Source organism: Leptospira mtsangambouensis (assembly GCF_004770475.1).
Taxonomy (GTDB): Bacteria; Spirochaetota; Leptospiria; order Leptospirales; family Leptospiraceae; genus Leptospira_A; species Leptospira_A mtsangambouensis.
Window position 1 is genome coordinate 220,647 of sequence record NZ_RQHK01000017.1, and the last position, 22,622, is coordinate 243,268.

Consider the following 22,622-nt stretch of genomic DNA (forward strand, 5'->3'; position numbering starts at 1 on the left):
GATGAAACTTGTTCTCAACTTGCTTGTAACTATTGTTTTGTTTATTGGTTGCCACCCGAAAGATATTTCCAAACAAGAGATCACTTCTCTTCGGGATGGGAACCAAAATAACCTTTCTGTTTTTTCAAATTTAGTTTTGCCAAAAATTTTAGGACAAGAATTCAAACGGTTCGAAACAGAAACAGACAAAGACCAAAAACACGAAGTACAAATCGTCTATGGAAGTAATTCAGCACTCACTTTCAATGATGTCTCTGATTACAGAAAGACAAACACAGAATACCATAGTTTGGTTCTCCTTCGCATTGGTTATGCCTTGGCCCTCCACCAGTTCCATAGACTTTCGTTAAGTCTTTCCAAACCTTTTTTCATTCAGGGAGAAAACAATCCGGATGCAGAAATCCAAGAAGCGGAAATTTTTAGGACTACCATCCCCAAAGCGGATTTAGATCTTTTTTGGGAAAACCATCCCCATTTTGATCCCTATCGTGCTCCCAAGTTAGGTGAAAAAGAATGGGAAACTGTGACTGGAGAGATTCAAAAATTATGGAAAGTGGAATTGGATGAATTTAGCCGTGTGAAGTTGGAATGATCCAAGGATGAGCGTCACCTAACGCACGCTCCAAACGATCCAAATAAGATAGTTTGGGAATTTCATAGGCACCCAATTGCCAAGTCACATGATTGAGTTGTTGGGTGTCAAAAAGTTCAAATTGGGACTGGTTTAATTTTTCGAACAAATGAAAAAGTCCCACCTTTCCAGCGTCGGACTCAAACGAAAACATACTTTCCCCGGCAAAAAACTTACCGATTGCAACCCCATAGACCCCACCCACCAAAACATTCTCAACATTCCATACTTCTACCGAATGTGCCCAACCCAATCTATGTAATTCCGCATAACCCTCGATAAATCCTGGAGTGATCCAAGTATTATCTTTTTCTCTATAAGAACAACCTTGCATCACAATCGAAAAGGCTTCGTTATAACTGATACGAAACTTTTTTTGTTTTACTTTTCTTTGGACAGTTTTGGAAAAATGAACTCTTTTTAAATCAAAAATAGCACGAGGGTCTAGGCAATACCAACGAACAGGATCCTCCGACCATGGAAAAATCCCATGTTTATATGCATATAACAAACGCTCAACGGAGAAATCTCCACCTACAGCCACAAGGTCTTCTTTCCAAGTCCTAGGGTTTTTAAAGAATTGTTCAAAACTCCTTTGTGTCAAGGTTCCAATACTTCCTTGGGATAATCATAAACGATTTTTACTTTCAAACTTTTCCCATTTTCATCATTGATATTGGAAAGTCCTTCAAATTGTAAAATCCGCCTGGTCCTGACATCATAAACCAAAAGAAAGGGTTTCACAACCTGTTTCAAAATAAAATTATCAATTTCCAATCGTAGATACAAAGCAGGTCTTCCCTTCCACTCCCCATCTCTAATTTTTTCAACGGCGAATTTATAATCATCCAACTGGATGGGTGCAAGAAAATGAAATGACATCCTTTCCCCTTTTGATAGTGGTTCCCAATTGTTTCTTACAAAATAATCAAAACCACCATCCATCACGGCAGGAGACTTAGGTGTATAGGTTCTATCGGAAAGTGGATCTTCTTTTTTTCGTTTGGAAAATAAACGAACGGACTTTCCTTTTACGTCAGCACCTTCCGTATAACCATCCCGAAAGTCTTCTGTTTTAAAAGTTGGAACTTCTGAATTTTTATCGAATTCGATATGTTTGGTGCCAAAAACTTTTCCTTCTGCATCTTTGTATTGGATGTCGGAATAGAGATGCTTTCCATTATTATAATATTCTTTATGATTGTCTGAATATATATACTTCCCAGTACCCAAATCGTATGCTTTCCCGAAGTATTGGTATTTTGGTTTTTCCGCCCATAAAGGCAAAAAAGATGGAAAAACTATGGCAAAAAATAGGATTTTACGTATCATACTGCTTAGACCATGAAAAAATACAGACTGACTGACCAAAGGACAGTTTTGGGAATCGTTTCCAAACTCACAACGACGGTTCTCCAAGATAAGGATACCAAACAAAAGTTCACTCTCCAAAATCCAATGGCTGTCAATGATATCCTAAAATCGGTTCATATAACCATTTCAACCACAGAACCAATTCTAGTGAAACCAAAGTCACTCGTTTGTGTTCTCAAAGAAAATCGAGTCGAACTCCGGGTCAAACCAGTGAATCCCTACCAAGATGATTTGCTCCAGGTTTATGAAATCCTCATCGAACCTCTGGAACGATCTGCCAAACGAGCAGCCATAGAAGACATTTCAGCCTATGAATTGAAGATGGCACAAACTGCTGATTTGGGAACTGTGATTTCCATTTATGGAAAAACTTCAATCATCAACCAAACATTGAATCAATGGCAAATCCATTTGGAACAAATCCTGACAAACAATGGTTACTTTATTAAAAAAATTCAAATTGGTTTTTATTATGCTGCTGATACCCAACTGATGGAAGCACTTGCCAACTCCAAAGCACCATATTACGTACGTGATGCGAATAAACGAATCTTCTATACGGAAAGAGGTTTTTTTAGCCCTAAAAAACTAAGCGAAATTTATATACGTTCCTATTTAGATTCACTTCTATTAAACAATATAAAATCCACTTTGATTTTTCCGTTTTTTTCTAATGGAAAAGTATTACTTGGTTATTTTGAAATCTTAAGTAATCTACCAGACTTGGGAAATTCAGCACTCCAATCAAATCTGGAAGGCCCTGAAGGTATTGGTCCTTTGCTTAGTTTTTTAGACCAAAAAGCAGAAGAATTTGTTTTTCAATTGGAATTTGCCTATGCAAAAGACTGGGAAACCATTATTCGCACAACACCCGTTAGAGATATTAGCCAAGACGGCCGCGGTATCGGTTTGACCTTACCTACAGAAACCAACCTCGAAAATCGAACATTGGGTTCTCCTGTTTCGTTTCAGATGGTCATCAATTCTTCACTTTATACTTTTTTTGGAAGCCTCAGGAGTCTAAAAAAGGGAGAGTCCAATACAACAAATATTGGATTACAAATTTTCCAATGTGACAAACCAGAAGGGATGTCTTTACTCAGTACTTACGCATCGAATTTAATTGGAGAGGCTGTTTCGTGACTCCAGAACAATATGAAACGATTGTAAGTTTATTAACAGAAATTCAAAAAACGGGCGGATCCGATCCTTACCGGTTGGTTTTGTATTTAGTACCCAATGTAGGGATCATCTTCGGTACCACACTTTTGTTTTTTTTGTTTCAGTGGTGGCACAAACAAAAGATGGCACTCATTCAATCTGGGCAATACAAACCCTGGAGTTTTGACATCAGATTGTATTCCTTTTTCTTAGGTCTTTTGTTGACATTCACTGGTTTTGCCTTATCGTTTGTATTTATACTCGTCTTAGGAAGTTCTATGGCGATGTTAGGAGGGTTAATCCCATTCGCAATTGGACTCGGTCTCTTGACCTTCTACAAAATGTATCGGTAGAGCCTGTACAAAGAATCTGCAATGAGGAAGATTGGAATTCTGTCCAATCGGTCCTAAGAGGAGATGTGTCCCAATTCGAAGTGCTGATGAAGCGCTACCAAGGTATGGTATTTTCCCAAGCCAAAAAAGCCTTCCTCACCAACGAAGAAGCCGAAGATTTTACCCAAGAAGTTTTTTTACAAACCTATGAGTCACTCAGTAAGTTCCGAGGTGAATCACAATTTTCCACTTGGTTGTTTCAAATCGCCAGGTTTCGCCTAACAAAAGTTTACAAAAAGAAAAAACTACCTCTTGTTGACTGGCAAGAGGACATATCGTTTGTTGCTGATCAAAAGGGAACATCTGTTGTTGAAATTTTAGATAAAGAAGAAACAAGTCATACTCTTCGATCGCTGATTTCCAAATTACCAAAATCATACCAAATGCCAATTCTCTTACATTACTTTGAAAACAAACCTCTCAAAGAAATTGCATCCGACTTAAATATAAAACTTGGTACAATCAAAAGCCATATCTCCCGAGGAAAGGACCTTTTAAGGAAATGGTGGTCACATGAAATCGAAGTCTAACACCCCATCCAAGAACACAGTCAAAGTATTTCGGCACCCTGATCCAATGTTAAAACATTCGGAAGCACCGCCAATCATCCGCTTGCGAGTGTTAGGGCAAATTTTACCTCTCAAGTTTTTATTTTCTTCTGTCGGACTTTCGATTTTGTTATTTATGATTCCGATGGGAACCATGTTTTTATCAGTGCTTTTCAATGAAAACACGGGATTACTTTTGCCCATTTTGATTAGTTCCAGTTTGTTTTTCTGCTTTTATTCTCTGGTACTTGGCTTTTTACTCCTCAACACAAGAATTCCTTTTCTGAATGAATGGAAAGAGAAACTTGGATTTGAAGAGGTCTAGAATATTCGTGAAAGGTCTATTTGTTCTCCCATTTCTCTGTTTTGCCATGTCCCTTTCGGCTGAGGCTTTGCCTTCTGCAGAAGAATTTTTAAAAATGGATTTAGATAAGGCGCTCCCTCTCATCGAATCCCTTTCAAAAGAAGATTCCAAAGTTCTTGTATCGGACCTGCGAACAGAAATTAAAAAATCCTACCCAAAGGCTGACCATTTTTATTTCCTCATCTCCCACTTGGAAGAAATCCAAGCCATCGAAAAAGAACAAGCCCGTCTTCGGTCCCTGCTTTGGGTCTATGGCCTTGCCTTCTTTTTGTTTTTTGGATTCCTGGGGTTTTTGTTACTCAGGCAGCGCCAGGCCATCCGAGACATCAACCAAATGCTCGGCAAATAGATAGATATCGTTTCTTTGTAATCATTTTGTATTCTTTTTGTAATGAATCCCTGTTACTTTTGGATTAATTCATGAAAATACTAATTGTAGATGACGAAGAAGACATTGCAGGACTCATCCAATTCCATTTAGAGGAAGAAGGATTCCAGACCGAAGTTTGTCATAATGGGATGGAAGTCCTCCCACGTTTAGAAAAACACTTACCTGATGGAATTATCTTAGATTTGATGTTACCGGGAATCGGTGGGATGGATCTTTGCAAACGTATCAAAGAAAAGTACCCTCATATTCCTATTTTGATGGTAACAGCAAAAACAGGGGAAACCGATGTGGTTCTTGGTCTAGAGCTTGGTGCCGACGATTACATTCGCAAACCATTTAATATCCGAGAACTGGTTGCTCGCGTTAGAACTGTTACACGAAGAACTACAGACCCTAGCCAAGAAGTCCAAGGAACCATTTCCACAGGAAAAATCCAAATCAATCCAACGGCGCACAAAGTGTTTGTAGAAGGTACTGAGATTGACCTTACTTTAATCGAATTCAAACTCTTACAACTGTTTGCTGGAAATCCTGGAGTTGCTTTTTCAAGAGACAAACTTCTGGATCGAATTTGGGGAAAAGATGTTTTTGTTACGGACAGAACGGTTGATGTAAATATCAAACGGCTTCGGGACAAATTACTTTCCGAAAAGGAAAGATTAGAAACCATTCGCGGGGTCGGTTACCGATTCCGAGATGCGTAGTTTTTTTTCTACATTACTTTTACTCAACTGGGGTCTCTTACTTGTTTTACTGACCCTAGCCTTGGGTGTGTTTTATATTTACGATCTAGTTGTACCCGCAGTACGCCCGCTCATTCTATTTGGTTTTGTTTTAATTTCTATTTTTGGTACGTTTTATATTTCCACAAACATTGCGATGAGGATCACAGATCCATTAGCAACTGTTGAGAAAAAAACCAAAGAAATCAATGCAGGAGATTTTGGTGTTGAACTTTCTTCACCAGACATTCGAGAACTCGCAACTCTGACTTCTTCCATTAATGAAATGGCCAGACGACTCAAAGTCCAATTTTTGGATCTAACAGTTGAAAAAGAAAAGTTTAATTATTTATTGCAAAACTTAAAGGAAGGTGTCTTTGCCATTGATCGAAATGAAAAATTTTTATTTTTAAATCGTAATATTTCAGACACCTTAATTCAGAAAAATTCCCAATTTAAAGACTACGTTCCTGCCATCAAAAATAAGGAACTTCTTAGTTTCATTAAAGATAAAATCCATCATGGTGTAGAAGGAAAAACAGAGTTTCAAGATGGACTTCATTTCTATACAGCTCGTATTTATCCCATCAAATCTGATTCCATGATCCAACTTTATATAGGTGTATTATCAGACATCACGGAAGATAGGCAAAACCAACTCATCCGAGAACAATTTTTCCAAAATGCTTCTCACGAATTAAAAACTCCCATAACATCGATTAAAGGTTATGCGGAAACTCTGGAATATAAATTAAAACTTCCACAAGATTCGAATGAACGAAAATTTTTAGATGCCATTCTCCGAAATACAGACCGACTCATACGGATTGTAGAAGATATGTTAACTGTTTCCAGGTTGGAAAATCATAAAACAGTTTTAAACCTAACTGAGTTTTCTCTGTTTGATTTGGTAAAAAATGTATCCGATTCCTTAGGTGTGATTTACTCCCAGAAAAAACAGAATTTAGTTTTAAACATCCCTTCCGATTTTCGTGTGAAAGCAGACCGACTTCTTCTCGAAGACCTTTTGGTGAATCTAATTTCCAATGCCTCAGCTTATAGCCCGGAAGGATCCAGTGTCATTGTCAGGACTTCTTCTACAGCAGACAAAAACCAAATCCAAGTGGTGGACCAGGGAATTGGTATCTCCGCAGAAGACGCTGAACGAATCTTCGAACGGTTTTTCCGCGTGGATACCAACCGTTCCAGAAAAGAAGGTGGCACGGGGCTTGGACTTTCCATAGTAAAACACATCGCAAGACTCCATTCAGGAGAAGTTTCCGTTTCTCAGAACCCCGAAGGCGGATCTATTTTCACCTTTGAATTCCCCAAAAAATAGATTCTCGTAAGAGAAATCACCGGATAGAATATTGGTATCCGGTAGGTTATTTATGAAGTTTCCATTGGGATTTTATTCCTTCGGCAAAAACATAGGGATCAAAGACACAAGTTTAGATTTTGCAGTTATTTATTCAGAAAATCGATGTAAGGCGGCAGCCGTATTCACAAGGAATAATTTTCCTGGAGCACCCATTTATGTGGGTCGTGACCATATCAAAGATGGGTATTTACAAGCCATTGTCATCAATTCAAAAAATTCAAATGTTGCCACGGGAGAACAGGGAATCCAAAACTCGTACCAAATTTGTACGGAACTTGGTAAATCTTTAGGTATACCAGCAGAAGACATCCTCCCCTCCTCCACAGGTGTAATTGGAGTTCCTCTCCCAATTGAAAAAATACTTAACGCTTGTTCCACGGCTAAAGCAGATTTAAGACCAGGGAATTTAGAAGAAGTGGCAGAAGCTATCATGACAACTGACACTCGTAAAAAAATCTCTTATCGTACGATCACAAACCAAGCGGGTGAAGGGGTTATGTTTGGAATTGCCAAAGGGGCAGGAATGATTGAGCCAAACATGGCGACCATGTTGTCTTATATTCTTTGTGATTATCTTCCTGAATCAGGTGATCTACAAACAATCTTAAAACGAGTGGTGGATGTGACTTATAATTGTGTCACAATTGATTCTGATACTTCCACAAGTGATACAGTGGTGTTAATGTGTTCTGGAGTTCTTGGAACCATCGCTGATGATGTTTTCGAATCTCATTTAAGAGAAATTGCCACTGACCTTTCCAAAATGATTGCCCGTGATGGAGAAGGAGCTTCCAAACTCATTGAACTCACAGTTTCTCATGGAAGAGATGATGCACAAGTGACAAAAATTGGAAAATCCATTCTCAATTCTCCTCTTGTGAAAACTGCCATTTACGGCGGAGATCCCAATTGGGGAAGGTTTGTGATGGCCATCGGAAAGGTGTTTGATGAACCAATTCCTTACGACTCTTTAGAAATTCAATTAGGGGGAATTTCTGTTAAGGGTGCTGACAACAACACCAAAACAAAGTTAGCCGAATACCTAAAATCAAATGAAGAAATTCATATTTCTGTAATTCTAAATACTGGAGCTTTTCAAAAAACTTTTTGGAGTTGTGATTTTACCGAAGGATATATCCAGGAAAACGCATATTACACAACATGAATTCCAATAAATTTAAAAGTGCATTCAAATATTTTTTACCTTCAAGTTATCAATTAAAACTTTCGGTAACCAATATCTTTACTCGTACTTTATTTATTTTTTTAGTATATGTTTCTTATTTCCTAATTTTATCGCAAATTCCAGAACAGATGTCTTATCATTTGGAACTTGCTTTGTTATTAACAAGTGCCTTTGCTTTGATTTTATATTTGCCCATCATCGAAAGGCTCACACGTTACATTCGGACTCGATTTTTATCTGAGTATCTGACAGAGGATGCAGAATCATATCGACAGGCCATCAAACGGTTTAACTTTGATGCATTGATCAAAAACGTATTCCCCGATATGGTGAAAATTACAGGAAGTCATTCTGGGACGATGGCAGTTCTCACACAAAATGGTACTTTTGCTTTCCACTCGTACTTTCGAGGCCGCCAAAAAAAATTAAGTCCGACAAAAGACATCACAGTCAAAACAAGTTTTCAATCTTTTTTACTAAGCAAACGAAATGGGGCTTCTGTAGCAGAAACTTATTCGCATGAAAACATAAACAATGACTTTATGGAACTTCATGCAAATTACATTTACCCATTTATCTTCCGAGAAAAATTATTTGGTTTTATTGCGGTTTCGAACATTCCAAATGCGGATGCAGCTCACAGTTTGTCACTTCTCGCTGGACAATCTGCCCTAACCATTCACAACCATATCCTTTCGTATCATATTTCAGAAAACAAAAAGTACCAAAAGGAAGCAGCTTATGCGGTGCGCGTACAAAACCTTTTGGAAACAGGAACTATTCCTGAGCTACTGGGTTGGAAAATCACTGCATTTAAAAGAACGAGTAGAAACTTAATCGAGTTTTTTCAGGTAGAAGATGGAAGTTGGTTTTTTGTCATTCTAAACGCAGGGAAATCTTACCAACACATCGGCATCATACTTTCATATATTTTAGGTGTGGTTTATTCTCAATCAAGACTTCGTATCTTAAAAGGATTTTCTGATATAAAATCGTTAATTCAATCCACCTTTCAAAAGTTAGACTGGAAAGAAAACTACGAAATGATCATAGGAAAAATTGGATATTCTGAACTTTATATAGTTCAAGAAGGCAAACAATTTCGTATTACCAGAAATTCTGAAGAAGTTGTAGCGAGTATGGGTTGGAAAAATATGATCAATATGGACAAAGGGCCTATCATCATCCAACAACGAGGTGAACCTGTACTCAAATTTAGTTTTGAAGAGCCAGAAATCAAATGAGAGAACTTGCAATCACCATACTTTCTTCTCTTTTGTTTTTTTTGATTCTCCTTTTTTCATTTATTGGGTTTCAGAATAACGCAAAAAGACTTCCTTTTTTTCATTATCCATCCGGCCTCATTGTCAATATTGGGGAAGGGAACCGTGCCCACTGGGGAAACTCTGTGCTCCAAGAAGATTTGGAAAAATTTGAGTCCATTACTGATTTTTCAAATATTGATTCCTTTCCCTTGCATATCAAAGACCATAAAGGTGAAATTTACGTAGAAAATTTCAAACTAACAACACTTCGCAAAACAGATGTTCTGGGAGTCTTTTTCTCAGATTTATTTTTGGCATTTTTTAGTTTAGCGATCGCCGTTTATTTTTATTATTCCACAAGAGATGCTTTGATCTTTGGTTTTTTCTTTAATTTTGGACTTATTATTCTTTCCAATGTTTTTGTATTAACATTTAATAATTCAATTTTCCTATTTGTGTTAACTTTATATTTAGGAAGTTTTTTACAATACCATTTGATCTATAGGCTTCGCGGAAAAGAGATCAATTCAAAATGGCTTTTGCCTCAAGTGTTGATTTCTTTTATTATGGCTATGATCGCATCACAAGAAAAATACGATATGTTGCTTATCGAAAGAGTGGTTTTAGTTGCTCATGCTATCACTGTTTTATTTGGCTCAATCAATATTTTTGCAAATGTTTACGATATCATCAAATCAAAACCACAAGAAGAAGCTCTGATCAAAAGAATTGTTTTGGTTTTTTCGATTTTTCTTTATGTGGCTCTTCCGATCAGTATTCTTTTTTTTGATGGGTACCCTTGGTTTTTTGTTCACAGATCTCTTTTTATCATCACCTATCTTTTGTTTATTCTTTCTTTCTTTTACGGGACGTATCGTTATACCTTTGTCCCTTCATTGGTAATTTTTACTCCCAGTATTGTCACTTTGATCCTAGTTTCTATCATTTTAGGAACATATATTGGTTCTATATTTATTTTGGATTATGTTCTTCCCATTCGATATCTAAAAGATCGATGGGTATTCAACCTCATTTATCTTTTTTTGGTGACTGCCTATTTGATTCCACTCAAACTTCGAGTAAAAGAATTATTTGATTATTGGTTTTTTGAACAAAATCCAAAACTCAGCGAAGGGATTAATAAAATCACCGCACTATTATCTTCTCCACTTTCCATGCGAAAAACTATCCTCACCATCAATCGAACAGTAAAAGAAACTGTGAACGTTTCTAATATCATAATCTTGATTCCTGGTGACCAATTCGCAAGTACCGATTTAAAAAATATAAATTTCGTTCGAATTTCGCCTCAATCCGAAATATGGAATTATTTCAAAAGTACAGATCGAGTCACTGTTACTTCCCATCTCGAATATGGAATTGGATTACGTGAAACCTTGTATAACTTTTTAAAAGGATTAAATGTTCAATTAGCATTTCCAGCTTACGATTCTTCTTCTAACAAAAAGAACATCCAAGCAATGATTCTCATTGGAGAAAAATTAGATAAAAAGTATTTTTCAATTGGAGAACTTAAATTCATCAATGAAGTCGTAAAAATCTCAGGAATGTTACTCGAAAACTATAGTTTGTTAGAGGATGAGATTCAAAAGCGTAAAATTGTCAGAGACATTCAAACTGCGTCCATCGTTGACAACACACTTCGACTTATTTTGCCAAGCGAGGTCAAAGGGATTGATTATGGTTATATTTCCAAACCAGCTGTAGGAATTTCTGGAGACTATTTAGACATCATCCCTGTATCGCAAACAAAAATGATCGTTTTGTTAGGTGACGTTGCAGGACATGGACTCGGCACAGGTTTTTTAGTTAGTGCCATCAAAGGTATTGTGAGAGAACAACTCAGAAATGGAACTTCTTTAGAAGGACTATTTCGTGAAATCAATTCGTTTTTTCGAGCACGTTATAAAGGAAATGAGTTTATGACTCTCCTCGGTGGAATTTTTGATTCTAAGGAAAATATATTTAAATATGTAAATGCAGGTCACCTTTCGTTAATCGAAATGCGAGCTGATGGACAAATTAAATTGCACTCCAAAACTCAAAGGGTATTAGGAATTTTAGAAACCGATTATCATGCCCAAGAACTCAAATTACTTCCCGGAACAAAACTTTTCCTTTATTCGGATGGAATCACAGAAGCCTTCAGCGAAAGAGACGAAATTTTTGGTGAAGAGACTTTAATTGAATTTTTGCATTTCAATGCACAAAAAACCGTAAAAGAAATTCCGACATTATTGGATGCCAAGATGACAAATTTTCGTGGGAACCGCGAACAATCGGATGATATTACATTTATTGGTCTTTCTTTTACGCCCAACTAGCCGATATTTAAATCGATGATGGCAGAAAAACCGGTTAAGTTTGTCATTTTTCTTTCTTTGATTTTGAGTTTAGTCGCGTTTTGGGACCACCAATTCACATCTTACCTCAAAGAATTTGTCGTACTCATTCATGAAATTTGTCATGCCACGGCAGCTTTATTTAGCGGTGGAGTTGTCAAAGGAATCGCCCTCCATGGAAATGAAGGTGGGGAAACAATTGCAGTGCCTGCTTCCTTTCGTGGTTCTTTTATCCTCGTTGTTTCTGCCGGCTACATCGGTTCCTCACTTGTCGGTGCCTTTTTGCTGCGTTTGGGTTTTCAAGGACGCCATGCTCGCCAAACAATGATTTTGTTAGGTTTGTTTTTGATTTCTGTTAGCGTATTATATTCCAAATTAGGAGAACTTGCTTACCTCACAGGAATCTTTTGGGGAGTAGGAATTCTTGTCACAGGGATGTTAGGTGAAACAATTTCCATCCTATCCTTAGTTTTTTTAGGTACAAGTATCTCCCTATATTCTTTGTATGATCTCTCTGACTTTGCAGAAAGACTGACAGAAACAGATGCGGGAATCCTTGCTTTCTGGATGGCCGGTCTTGGCCCCGAAGATCTGCAAAATGAAGAAGTCCCTACCGTAGTTGTGGTGCTTGGTTATATGATCGCCACCCTTTGGTCTCTTCTTAGCATCGGGATCATATTTATGTCCCTCCGAAGTTCTCTCAGCCATGAAGAATCGCATGATTTTCCACCAATGGAAGAAAGTTTTGAACGTTTCCCGGGAGATCTTTCTCCAGAAGCAAAACTCTGGTTGGAAAAACGGGGTGTCGATCCGGAAAGTGGAATCGTTTTGCCCCCCAATTTGTTCCAAGACTTCCCTCCCAAAGACAACAGTCCCTAGGCCTTCACGCAAATTTTCATTTGCCGAGGACACAGACTTCATAAATATAGAATCTCAATGGCAAAAAGAATCCTTATCACAGGTGGAGCCGGATTCATCGGTTCCCATCTTGCAGAAACACTTCTGAATGAAGGGAACCAAATCATCGTGTTGGACAATTTCCATACCGGACGAAAGGAAAATCTAACACACCTTTTGGCAAATCCGAATTTTGAGTTAATCCGCCATGATATCACGGACCCCATCAAGTTAGAAGTAGACGAGATCTACAATATGGCTTGTCCTGCTTCTCCCGTACATTACCAAAGTAATCCGATCAAAACCATCAAAACAAATGTTTTAGGTATGATGAATATGCTTGGTCTTGCCAAACGAGTGAAAGCAAGGATCTTACAAGCCAGTACATCCGAAGTCTATGGAAATCCACTCGAACACCCTCAAACCGAATCCTATTGGGGAAATGTAAATACCATTGGAATCCGAAGTTGTTATGATGAAGGAAAACGTGTGGCAGAAACATTATGTTTTGATTACCACCGACAACATGGAGTAGACATTCGGGTGATCCGAATTTTTAATACCTATGGCCCAAGAATGATCCCAGATGATGGTCGTGTAGTGAGCAACTTCATTGTACAAGCGTTACGTGGCGAAGATATTACTATTTACGGTGATGGAAGCCAAACTCGTTCGTTTTGTTACGTGGATGATTTAGTTCGCGGAATCATTAAAATGATGAACACGGAAAATTTCATTGGACCAGTGAACTTAGGGAACGAAGGGGAATTTACTGTAAAGGAACTAGCAGAGCTAGTTATCAAAGAGACTGGAAGTAAATCAAAAATCATTTATCTTCCGCTCCCTCAAGATGATCCAACCAGAAGAAAACCAAACTTAAGTTTAGCGAAAGAAAAATTGAATTATTCAACAACCGTCCCTTTAGTGGAAGGCGTAAAAAAAACCATCGAATATTTTAGCAAAAGAGTATAAAATGAAAATAGGCGTAATCAAAGAACCATCTTATGAAAACCGAGTGGCAATCACTCCGGATGTAGTTGACCCACTTAAAAAGTTAGGTTTCAGTGTTTCCGTTGAAACAACTGCAGGGGACAATGCTTTTTTCTCCGACCAAGATTATAAAGATGTTGGTGCAACTGTAGAATCAAGAGATACAATCCTATCTGGGTCAGACATTGTTGTTTCAATCCATACATTGGATGAGGCCAGTGCAAAAAAGATTGGAAAAGATAAAATCTATATTGCAACACTCTCTCCACTTGCTTTCCCTAAAAAAGTAAAAGAAATCGCAAACGCTTCTTTTAAAATTTTCTCGATGGACACAATCCCAAGAATCACTCGGGCACAGTCTATGGATGTACTCAGTAGTCAGGCAACAGTATCTGGTTACAAAGCAGTTTTACTTGCTGCTTCCAACTATAGCCGTTTTTTCCCAATGTTAACGACTGCTGCAGGAACCATCACTCCCGCAAGAGTACTAATCCTCGGAGCAGGTGTTGCAGGACTCCAAGCCATTGCTACGTCTCGCCGACTTGGAGCAGTGGTGGATGTATTTGATACAAGACCAGAAGTGAAAGAACAGTGTATGTCACTTGGTGCAAAATTTGTGGAAGTAGAAGGAGCAGCCGATGCTTCGAATACTGGTGGTTATGCGGTGGAACAATCAGAAGATTACCAACGTCGCCAAAAAGAAGCCATTGCCAAGTATGCTGAAAAAGCTGACATTATCATCACAACAGCACTCATTCCAGGAAGAAAAGCTCCTCTACTCATTACAAAAGATATGGTAGATAAAATGAGACAAGGTTCTGTGATTGTCGACTTAGCAGCTGTAAATGGTGGTAACTGTGAAGTAACTGAAAACGATAAAACGATTGTTTACAAAGGCATTACTGTTATTGGAAATTCCAACCTTCAAAGTACACAACCAATGGACGCAAGTAAAATGTATGCGAAGAACATTGTGAACTTCCTAAAACTTTTTGTGAATAAAGAAAAACAATTCAACATCAATCTAGAAGACGAAATCATCAACGCATGTATGATTGCTGAAAATGGAGTGATCCGTCACAAACCGACACTTGCACTTCTCGGAGAATAACTCCGAGATTTGAGATTGACAGGAAAGATTAGACTTTTACTTTTTTTAGAATTCTAATCTTTCCATTACTGGTTGTTTTCGATGGCTTGCGGTTGGGTTCTCCAACGACGGTGCACCCAAAAGTACTGCTCCGGAAACAACTTCACTTCTTCTTCCAGAGTTTTTGTCCAAAGTTCGGTATAATGCCGAATCACATCGTCTTTGGAAGGGTAGAGTTTTTTATCAACAAAACCCAAATCCTTAACTCGAACAATTACCTTTCCACCTTCACCAGCTAACACAGAATAGTACAACATTTTTGCACCAGTTAAATAAGCCATCAGTGCGGGACCAACAAAAGTAGAAGCTTGTCTGTTCATAAAAGGAACAAAGATTCCTGCCTTACCAGCATTTTGGTCAGCCCCAAAGCCGATCCAATATCCTTGTTTGAGAAGTTTGATCACTTGTGTCGATTCTTGCACTGGGACAAGGACTACCCCATTTTTAGAACGCATTCGACGAAGTAACTGGTCAACAAAGGGATTTCTAACTTTTTTGTAAATTCCCCCGCCCTTCATTCTGATTCCTAAAAACTGAACTAAAATTTCCCAAGTACCAAAGTGACCTGAAATCAAAATCACTCCTACACCTTGTTTTTTAGTTTCTTCTTCAATTTGTAAACTTTCAGAATCGATAACTAAGTTTTCATTCAACCACTTTCTTGTCATCCGAGGTGCCCAAAGTGTATGTGCAAGAAGGATACCCAAATGACGATAATGAGCCTTTACTAAATTTTGGATTTGTTCTTCTGTATAAGCAGGAAAAGCAAAACGAATGTTATCAGCAGCAACCTTTCTATGTTTTTTATCAAGAGGATAAATAAGTTTGGTTAAAAAAATTCCATACGCCAAACACCATTTATACGGAAGAACCTTAAATGGAAAATAAAACAAATAAACAATTAAAAACGAAACGAAATATCCAATATGTTTCATAAAGTTACAAAATAAGGCCAAAGATAATAGTGAACTAAAACTGCCAAGAGTCCAATTCCAAAACCAATGATCCACCCTCCCACGATATCACTCACAAAATGATGTAGGGTTAAAAGTCTACCTACACCAGCAAACAAACTGAAGAAAAAGAAATACGGGGTTTCGTGAAATGCAAAAACCAATATAGTCGAGACCACAATGGAATTGGCACTATGGGCCGAAGGAAAAGAATGTTTCATATCTGGATTGGAATCCACTTTTCCCATAACACTGACTAGGGGACGTTTTCTTGCAAAATATTTTTTTAAAACAAGAACCAAACGATCTGTTAGATAGGTAAACACTAATACAAATGGTAAACTGATATACGTTGGTTTGTATAGTTCACTTAAAAACATAAGTGGCAACAAAACAAGAGCAAACATTTCCCCACGATTGACACGAGACAATATCCAACTCATACGTGGATGGTGGAGATTTTTTTGAATCCAAGTCGAAAATTTTAAATCAATGGCAGAAATCAAATTCATTTAGAAAGCTCTTCTTTTATCTTTTGAAGTGCTTCAGAAAAAGAAGATGTCCATTGGTTTCTTGTGGCCATATCTTTTAAAGTGACTGTGCCTGCTTTGATTTCGTCTTCGCCTCGAAGTAAAATCCAACGGTATCCTTTTTTTTCAGCATACGAAAGTTGTTTTCCCATTTTTTGAGAAAGCAAAGACACTTCGACAGCAATCTTTTCTTTTCGAAGTTCCCGTGCAAAGTTTTGATTTTCTGCAAAAGAAGATTCATCTAAAAGAGGAATGTAAACAGTGGAGTCATTAGCAAAATCAGGTAACAAATCATGTGCAGTTAAAAAATTCTGAAGAGTTACATCACCCAAACCAAATCCTATACCCGACAGCTCTTCATTAGAAAACAATCCAATTAAGTTGTCATATCTTCCACCACCGTATAGCGAACGTTTGTTCTGTGGAGATGTATCAAAAATTTCAAAAATAAAACCCGTATAATAATCAAAACCTCTTACCACCGAAGGATCAAAATATACAATATCATCTAATCCAATGGTTTTTAAGTCCTCAAATAAAGTTTGAATTGTGTTTCTTGTTTCTTCTTTGATTCCCGGAATTTGATCAAGCGTTTCAGTAGTGGCAGCAAGAAACAAATTTATCTTTGAAACTGCTGTTGGATCATTCGGAATTGTTTTCGAAACAAGAGCTACGTATTCCTCTTCCGTAATTTTATTTTTTTTATCTAAAATTTTGGAAACTTCATGAGCCTGGTTTGGACTCACTTTCAAACCGTCTAACAAAAATTCATCGAGGAGTGATCTATGGGAAATTGTTACTTTAAAACTATTTCTTTTGGCCCCAAACGCAAAAAGGATATCACATGCTAAGGATAAAATTTCTAATTCAGCCCTTTGGCTTGTCACGCCAAACATGTCCACATTTAATTGCCAATGTTCCCTGAGGCGACCATGGCCTGGTTGTTCGTATCTCCATAAATTTGGAATAGAAAACCAGCGAATGGGACGAGGAAGGTCTCTTAGTTTTTTTGCCACCATTCTCGCAACAGTCGGTGTCATTTCAGGTCGGATCGCAACCTCACGATCCCCCTTATCAACAAAATTATAAATCTGTTTTCCTACAATTTCTTCCCCGGTTTTGGCTCTATACAAATCCAAAGATTCCACCATGGGGCCATCATATTCTTCATAACCGTAGGATTTGGCGACATCTTTCATCACCGAAAATAAATAGTTTCGAAGGCGCATATCCTCAGGATAAAAATCCCGAGTGCCCTTATAGTTTTCTGTTGTTAGTTTTTGTTCTTTCAATTTTGGCCCCTATTGAACCTGCGAAGTTTAGCCAAAAAAATCAATGAGACTATGGTAAATCTCTTTGGCTTTTTTATCTCCGCTGACACCTGTGATCCGTCCACCCAATCGATAAAAATCATTCACCTCTTCTAAATGGCGTAACTCTAATGCCATTCGAATGGGTGCCTGCAATTTGAAATTGATATCCAGGGTAAATGTTGGTTTCACTTTCAGTGCTTTGATAATTTCCATATCATTAACTTCCAGGGCGACTCCACCTCTGGAAACGTTGAGTACGTTTTGTTTTACATCAAGAATATGGGTATTTGAGTCCATGATTCTTTCTTGAAACGTACGTTCAACCTCTTTAAACAAATCCAAAACTTCACCAGGGATCCCTGGTCTTTCAGTTTCGAGGGAGAGATATGCAAAAAAATGCATATCTCTCATTTGTATAAATAGAGGATAATAAATAAAAGAACCGATTTTTTTCTTTTTGTATTCTTGGACTTTGTCATCCAATAAAAATTCGTCTTCAAATGTTTTTTTAGGATCAAATACATCCGGAGAAGGAAATGATTCAAAAGTTTCCGTATCCAAAATAAAAATTGGTTTTTTATGTTCTTTCATCAAATCAATTTCATCACTATGAATTGATACAGAAAGAAAGACGACTTTTGACTGCGGATAATTCTTTAGAACCGTTCGTTGAATGTCCGAAAGAATTACCTGAGAACTAACTCCAGTTAGTTTCGAAAAATCAATATTAGTTTTTGCAACTAAAAAGTTTGAAGCAACAACGTTCCCTCGAACCTTTTCATTTCTAGGATCTTGTCTTGTTGCATAGGTTTGTCTACGATCTATAATTTTACCAAGAAGTAAGTTATCTTTTTGGTTGATCAGTTCATAATCCACTTCGACGTGAAAACTAGGTGTTGCTTGAACTGTAAAAATTGTTTCGATGAGTTCTGGGATTGTCTCCAATTCCCAAATGTGCGCTCCATCAGGACGTTCTCCTTTGAAACGAACCCGGATGGGTGTGTCGTATCCTTTTAGAAACAATCCATTTCCACCCATCATTTGTTTGAAAAATTCAGGTAAAGTTTGCACCGCCTCTAACGGGAGGTATTCTCTATCTTGGTCGAAATGAATTTTTATACGGTTGATCATAGCTAGTCTATTTTTTTGAAATTCACACGCCTATTTCGTGAACGTCCCTCTTCCGTTTCGTTTTCTGAGATTGGCTGCGAATAATGGTAAGCTTGTACCTTCATTCGTTCCTTAGGAACACCTTTCAATCTCAAATACTGATACACAGAAAGAGCTCTATCTTCACTCAAACTGATATTGTATTCCTTATTCCCTATATTATCAGTATGTCCACCAATTTCAACTTTTTCATTCTTATGTTGGATAAGGAAGTCAGCAAAAAGATCCAATTTTTTCTTATCTTCATCGCTCAATGTTCGTTCGTTGAACGGGAAATAAATAATTGTATTGTACAAACTGTCAAAGTCATTTAAATTTCTGAGGTAAAGGACAGTTTCTTTCCCTTCCATAGACAGAATTTTATCTTTTGCAAATAAGAAAGTTTCTTCTTTAAATCCTTTTGCTCTCACCAAAATCTCAAAATCCATAGTAGGTGATTTTTCTAATTCGAAACGACTGTCTTTAGATTCTAAAGATTTTCCTTTGCGAGTAAGATCATCGAAGTAATGACAAATCGCATTGGGAATGACAAGGTCGGTTTTTTTGTCTTTCACCACAAATCGAATCCCTTGGATGGTTTTATCAGGTCGTTCGTCTTTGGTAGGGCGAATGGGCTGTAATATGATCTGAGAATATTGTTCTTTGTCCTTTCCTACATTTCCCCTTAAATCCAAAAGCAGTTCTGTCGGATGGAATCCTGGCGAAGAAACTTCGACTCGATAGAGTTTTCCGGTTTTGATAGTCGTTCTAAAATTCTCTGCATCGGCAAGTGAAAGATCTCCTCCAATTCGTTTGGAAGTTATCACCTGAATGGGTCTTGTATCATCATAGATTTTTAATGTGGAATCAAGACCGATCATAATCGCTTCGGAACCATCTAAAACAAGACCACGAAAAACAAATTCATAAGTACGGCGTAGGTCTTCGGGAACCATGGTTCGATAGATATCAAATTGGCCTTCTCCGCCAGGACGGTTCGAAGAAAAATAAAACCATAAGTCATCAAAGGTAACTGAGATTCCTTCGTTATCACTCTCTTCCCAAAGACTGTAAGTGGAATAATCAGCAGGAGTATCAAATGGAAATCCCGTGGATTCGCCTGACAACTGTACCTTGGTATTAAATGGAGATCCTAATAAAACTGGAGTCTCAAAACTATTTTGTGATTCATTGTATTCACTATAATAAAAACTAAACTTCCGATTCTTATCATCTCGATTAGAACTAAAATATAATCTCAACCCATCCCAATGAAAGTTGGGACTAATTTCATCATCCTTGGAATTAATCGACATACCAATAGAAATTGGTTTTTGCCAAACCCCGTCTCTACATTTGATTTTTGGCTTGTCCGGATTAATTTCCTTTGATTGGGTAATTGGTTCTCGTTTAGAGATCCAAAGGTCAAAACCTCCCATTCCTCCTGGTCGATTGGAAGAAAAGACCATCGAACAACCATCAGGTGAAATCGCAGGCATTTTATCTTCAAAATGAGAGTTGATTTCGCTAACATGATTCGGAATCGACCAGAGACCAGTCCTTGGATTAATTTTGGTATAATAAATATTTAAACCATCATATCCTTCCCGATTCTTTTTTGGATCTGCCTGAGTTTTATCCCGAACAGAAGTAAAATAAAGTTCGTAAGGTTTTTCCTCTTCATCGAAAAGGATCGAAAACATCCCTTCAAAATTAGTTGTGTTCAGTTCTCGAAAATTCTTTGGCGGAGACCAAACTGGCAATTTCATCCGGTCAGGAAAACTTAAGTTCTCTGAAATCCAAATATCCATTCCGCCCTCACCACCGGGCCGGTTGGATTGGAAAACAAGATACCTTCCCGTAGGAGAAATGATGGGGTTGTACTCTACATTTTGAGTATTGAGTGGCTGGTAGAACCTTACATCCTTCACCTTCGGTAAAGGCTGCGCCAGGATTGGGAGTGCCGAAATGATTAAGGAAATAAGGAATTTTTTCATCTGCCGTCTCTCCTATGTATCGACCAAATGGAAATTTCTGCCAAGGGAAAAATAAGGCTTTTAGGGGTGCGTTTACCGATAAACCTTTTCATTCATGGCCGAAATCTTCGGAATCTTAAACATTACCACAGACTCCTTTAGTGACGGGGGGAAATTTTTAAACCCTGATGATGCGATCAACCAAGGGACCAAACTACTTCAAGAAGGGGCCGATTGGCTGGATGTATCGGGCCAATCATCGAACATCAATGCGAATTTAGTCTCTGAAGAAGAGGAATGGAAACGAGTGGAACCTGTCATTAGACATTTTGTTCCCAAAGGTGTCCGAATCAGCCTAGACAGTTTTCGTCCAGAGGTACAAAGAAAGGGTATTGAGGCAGGAGTACGTTGTCTTAATGATATCACTGGATTTACCTATGATGGTGATCGTAGTTTTTTAAGTTCTTATATTAAAAAATACCCAGAACTTATATTCATCATCATGCATTCGCATAACAAAAATATTGCGAAATTTAAATCAGATTTAAGTCCTGAAATTGTAATCAAAAAGATCCAAGTTTTTTTTAGGGACCGTCGCTCCGAACTGATATCAATGGGGATTCCAGAAACGGCCCTAATTTATGATCCAGGTATGGGTTTTTTTCTTAGTGAAAATCCAATGGTTTCTTTTCGGGTTTTACAAGAATTAGATATTCTTAAGTTGGAATTCCCCCAACTAATGTTAGGTGTATCCAGGAAATCGTTTTTAGGAAATATACTTGGAAATTTGCCGACAGTAGATAGAGAATTTGCTACCTTAGCCTGCGAACTTTATCTATTAAAAAATAAAATTCCTTTCATACGGACGCATAACGTAATCAAGTTAAGACAGGCAGAAAAAATATGGAATTTATGCCAAGGAAATGAATGAATTCCTAACAAGTCAAAATTGATTATGATTTTTAACTTCTACCCGAACGAACAGCTTTCCTAATATCTTTTCCTTCTTTAGATAGAGTTGGAAAAAAAACTGATTCAGGAACAGAGTAGCCCTTTTCAACCGCCTTACGATAGTAAGGCAAAAGATTGTCCCATTTGGGACTGTCCTTCAATACAAATAAGGTATCACGCCAAACTTCTAAAAAACTAATTTGAGTTTTTTCGCTAGCGGTAGCTGATTCTGCCCATTTCAGGGCTTCTTCATAACGCCCTAATTCATAATTTGCTTTGGTAAAATAAAAATGGAATTCCTTATTTTTTTTAGCAGCCACTTCTAAAGACTTTGCATAATCGAGCAAACTGTACCAATTATTTTTTTGTACTTGAATGTCTGCCATTCCATACAAAGCGTTCTCATGAAATGGAACTACTTCTAAAATTTGATTAAAATAACCTTCCGCATAAGAATAGTTACCTGTTTGCAAATAGTAATTTGCCAACTCTTCATAGGAATACAGTTCCCATCCTTTCACACGAGAAAGTGCATCCAATAAGACCACTCGTTCATCCGTTCGCAATCGAAGATCCAATTCTTTTAAAATATTGGTATATGTGACTGACGAGCGAGATGGAGCTTCTTTTGCAATTTTTTGTTTCAGAGTTTCGTATTCATCCAACAAAAAATAAAACCGTAGTCGGTTTAAGTGGACAACAATTTCATTTGGATTGGTTTGAATGCATTTATCCCAAACAACTTCCGCTTGGTCCAACTGAATGGTTTTTGACAATCGGATACCTTCTGCATTGCATTCAGTGGCAGCAGAATTCGAAAGTTCCAAAAACAAAGTATCTGATTCTAATTCATCTTGTTTTGCTATGGGATAACGACATCCCCATAAAATCAAAGTATGACAAAGGAGTAGAATGTAAAAAATGCAAAATCTCAA

23 protein-coding genes are annotated in these 22,622 nt (G+C 37.6%); 15 read left to right on the plus strand and 8 right to left on the minus strand.

Annotated features, from left to right (window positions below):
• The first annotated feature begins 1 nt into the window (after nt 1).
• Nucleotides 2-592, plus strand: coding sequence for a hypothetical protein (locus EHR01_RS13415; protein ID WP_135695304.1), 591 nt, complete (start codon nt 2-4; stop codon nt 590-592).
• On the opposite strand, the gene aat is transcribed toward EHR01_RS13415, so the two are convergent.
• Nucleotides 570-1,235: a leucyl/phenylalanyl-tRNA--protein transferase gene (gene aat, locus EHR01_RS13420; RefSeq protein ID WP_135695306.1), complete on the minus strand. Its 666-nt coding sequence runs from the start codon at nt 1,233-1,235 to the stop codon at nt 570-572. The genes EHR01_RS13415 and aat overlap by 23 nt on opposite strands.
• Nucleotides 1,232-1,963, minus strand: coding sequence for a hypothetical protein (locus tag EHR01_RS13425; RefSeq protein ID WP_135695307.1), 732 nt, complete (start codon nt 1,961-1,963; stop codon nt 1,232-1,234). Before EHR01_RS13425 ends, aat begins: the two co-directional genes overlap by 4 nt.
• Before the next feature lie 12 nt (nt 1,964-1,975).
• Here EHR01_RS13425 and EHR01_RS13430 point away from each other — a divergent pair, with 12 nt between their 5' ends.
• The 13 genes from EHR01_RS13430 to EHR01_RS13490 all read left to right on the plus strand — a co-directional run bounded on the left by EHR01_RS13430 (nt 1,976) and on the right by EHR01_RS13490 (nt 14,776).
• Entirely contained in the window at nt 1,976-3,148 is a 1,173-nt protein-coding gene (locus EHR01_RS13430) for a PDC sensor domain-containing protein (RefSeq protein ID WP_135695310.1), read from the plus strand.
• Nucleotides 3,145-3,519, plus strand: a complete 375-nt coding sequence (locus EHR01_RS13435; RefSeq protein ID WP_135695312.1) for a hypothetical protein — start codon at nt 3,145-3,147, stop codon at nt 3,517-3,519. Before EHR01_RS13430 ends, EHR01_RS13435 begins: the two co-directional genes overlap by 4 nt.
• Nucleotides 3,520-3,599: 80 nt before the next feature.
• Nucleotides 3,600-4,088, plus strand: a complete 489-nt coding sequence (locus EHR01_RS13440; RefSeq protein WP_279638603.1) for an RNA polymerase sigma factor — start codon at nt 3,600-3,602, stop codon at nt 4,086-4,088.
• A complete protein-coding gene (locus tag EHR01_RS13445; RefSeq protein WP_135695316.1) occupies nt 4,072-4,431 on the plus strand; it encodes a hypothetical protein in 360 nt (119 codons plus the stop codon). Before EHR01_RS13440 ends, EHR01_RS13445 begins: the two co-directional genes overlap by 17 nt.
• A gap of 7 nt (nt 4,432-4,438) precedes the next feature.
• Nucleotides 4,439-4,819 (plus strand): hypothetical protein, encoded by a 381-nt coding sequence (locus EHR01_RS13450; RefSeq protein ID WP_135695318.1) that lies wholly within the window; start codon nt 4,439-4,441, stop codon nt 4,817-4,819.
• A 71-nt stretch (nt 4,820-4,890) separates the two neighbouring features.
• Nucleotides 4,891-5,565, plus strand: a complete 675-nt coding sequence (locus tag EHR01_RS13455; protein ID WP_135695320.1) for a response regulator — start codon at nt 4,891-4,893, stop codon at nt 5,563-5,565.
• Nucleotides 5,558-6,922, plus strand: coding sequence for a HAMP domain-containing sensor histidine kinase (locus EHR01_RS13460; RefSeq protein WP_135695322.1), 1,365 nt, complete (start codon nt 5,558-5,560; stop codon nt 6,920-6,922). Before EHR01_RS13455 ends, EHR01_RS13460 begins: the two co-directional genes overlap by 8 nt.
• Nucleotides 6,923-6,974: 52 nt before the next feature.
• The gene (gene argJ, locus EHR01_RS13465) at nt 6,975-8,129 is read left to right on the plus strand and encodes a bifunctional glutamate N-acetyltransferase/amino-acid acetyltransferase ArgJ (protein ID WP_135695324.1); all 1,155 of its coding nucleotides are present in this window, start codon (nt 6,975-6,977) and stop codon (nt 8,127-8,129) included.
• On the plus strand, nt 8,126-9,394 hold the full coding sequence (locus EHR01_RS13470) for a hypothetical protein (protein WP_135695326.1): 1,269 nt from the start codon (nt 8,126-8,128) through the stop codon (nt 9,392-9,394). The genes argJ and EHR01_RS13470 overlap by 4 nt, the downstream gene beginning before the upstream one ends.
• Nucleotides 9,391-11,760, plus strand: a complete 2,370-nt coding sequence (locus tag EHR01_RS13475; RefSeq protein ID WP_135695328.1) for a PP2C family protein-serine/threonine phosphatase — start codon at nt 9,391-9,393, stop codon at nt 11,758-11,760. Before EHR01_RS13470 ends, EHR01_RS13475 begins: the two co-directional genes overlap by 4 nt.
• An 18-nt stretch (nt 11,761-11,778) precedes the next feature.
• The gene (locus EHR01_RS13480) at nt 11,779-12,657 is read left to right on the plus strand and encodes a M50 family metallopeptidase (RefSeq protein ID WP_244310119.1); all 879 of its coding nucleotides are present in this window, start codon (nt 11,779-11,781) and stop codon (nt 12,655-12,657) included.
• 57 nt (nt 12,658-12,714) lie between these two features.
• Nucleotides 12,715-13,647 carry a UDP-glucuronic acid decarboxylase family protein gene (locus EHR01_RS13485; protein ID WP_135695332.1) on the plus strand — a complete coding sequence of 311 codons (933 nt, stop codon included), beginning with the start codon at nt 12,715-12,717 and terminating at the stop codon, nt 13,645-13,647.
• 1 nt (nt 13,648) lies between these two features.
• Nucleotides 13,649-14,776, plus strand: a complete 1,128-nt coding sequence (locus EHR01_RS13490; RefSeq protein WP_135695334.1) for a Re/Si-specific NAD(P)(+) transhydrogenase subunit alpha — start codon at nt 13,649-13,651, stop codon at nt 14,774-14,776.
• 65 nt (nt 14,777-14,841) lie between these two features.
• On the opposite strand, the gene EHR01_RS13495 is transcribed toward EHR01_RS13490, so the two are convergent.
• Genes EHR01_RS13495 through EHR01_RS13515 form a run of 5 tightly spaced genes read right to left on the minus strand, consistent with a single transcriptional unit; the run spans nt 14,842 to nt 20,757 of the window.
• Entirely contained in the window at nt 14,842-15,750 is a 909-nt protein-coding gene (locus EHR01_RS13495) for a lysophospholipid acyltransferase family protein (RefSeq protein ID WP_135695336.1), read from the minus strand.
• Nucleotides 15,747-16,280: a phosphatase PAP2 family protein gene (locus EHR01_RS13500; protein ID WP_135695338.1), complete on the minus strand. Its 534-nt coding sequence runs from the start codon at nt 16,278-16,280 to the stop codon at nt 15,747-15,749. Before EHR01_RS13500 ends, EHR01_RS13495 begins: the two co-directional genes overlap by 4 nt.
• Nucleotides 16,277-17,590 (minus strand): histidine--tRNA ligase, encoded by a 1,314-nt coding sequence (gene hisS, locus EHR01_RS13505; protein WP_135695340.1) that lies wholly within the window; start codon nt 17,588-17,590, stop codon nt 16,277-16,279. Before hisS ends, EHR01_RS13500 begins: the two co-directional genes overlap by 4 nt.
• A gap of 27 nt (nt 17,591-17,617) precedes the next feature.
• Nucleotides 17,618-18,742, minus strand: a complete 1,125-nt coding sequence (locus EHR01_RS13510) for a DUF1577 domain-containing protein (RefSeq protein ID WP_135695342.1) — start codon at nt 18,740-18,742, stop codon at nt 17,618-17,620.
• Between the two features lie 2 nt (nt 18,743-18,744).
• Nucleotides 18,745-20,757, minus strand: a complete 2,013-nt coding sequence (locus EHR01_RS13515; RefSeq protein WP_135695344.1) for an OmpA family protein — start codon at nt 20,755-20,757, stop codon at nt 18,745-18,747.
• A gap of 94 nt (nt 20,758-20,851) precedes the next feature.
• On the opposite strand from EHR01_RS13515, the gene folP reads away from it, so the two are divergent.
• Nucleotides 20,852-21,667: a dihydropteroate synthase gene (gene folP, locus EHR01_RS13520; RefSeq protein WP_135695346.1), complete on the plus strand. Its 816-nt coding sequence runs from the start codon at nt 20,852-20,854 to the stop codon at nt 21,665-21,667.
• 31 nt (nt 21,668-21,698) lie between these two features.
• On the opposite strand, the gene EHR01_RS13525 is transcribed toward folP, so the two are convergent.
• Nucleotides 21,699-22,622, minus strand: coding sequence for a tetratricopeptide repeat protein (locus tag EHR01_RS13525; protein WP_135695348.1), 924 nt, complete (start codon nt 22,620-22,622; stop codon nt 21,699-21,701).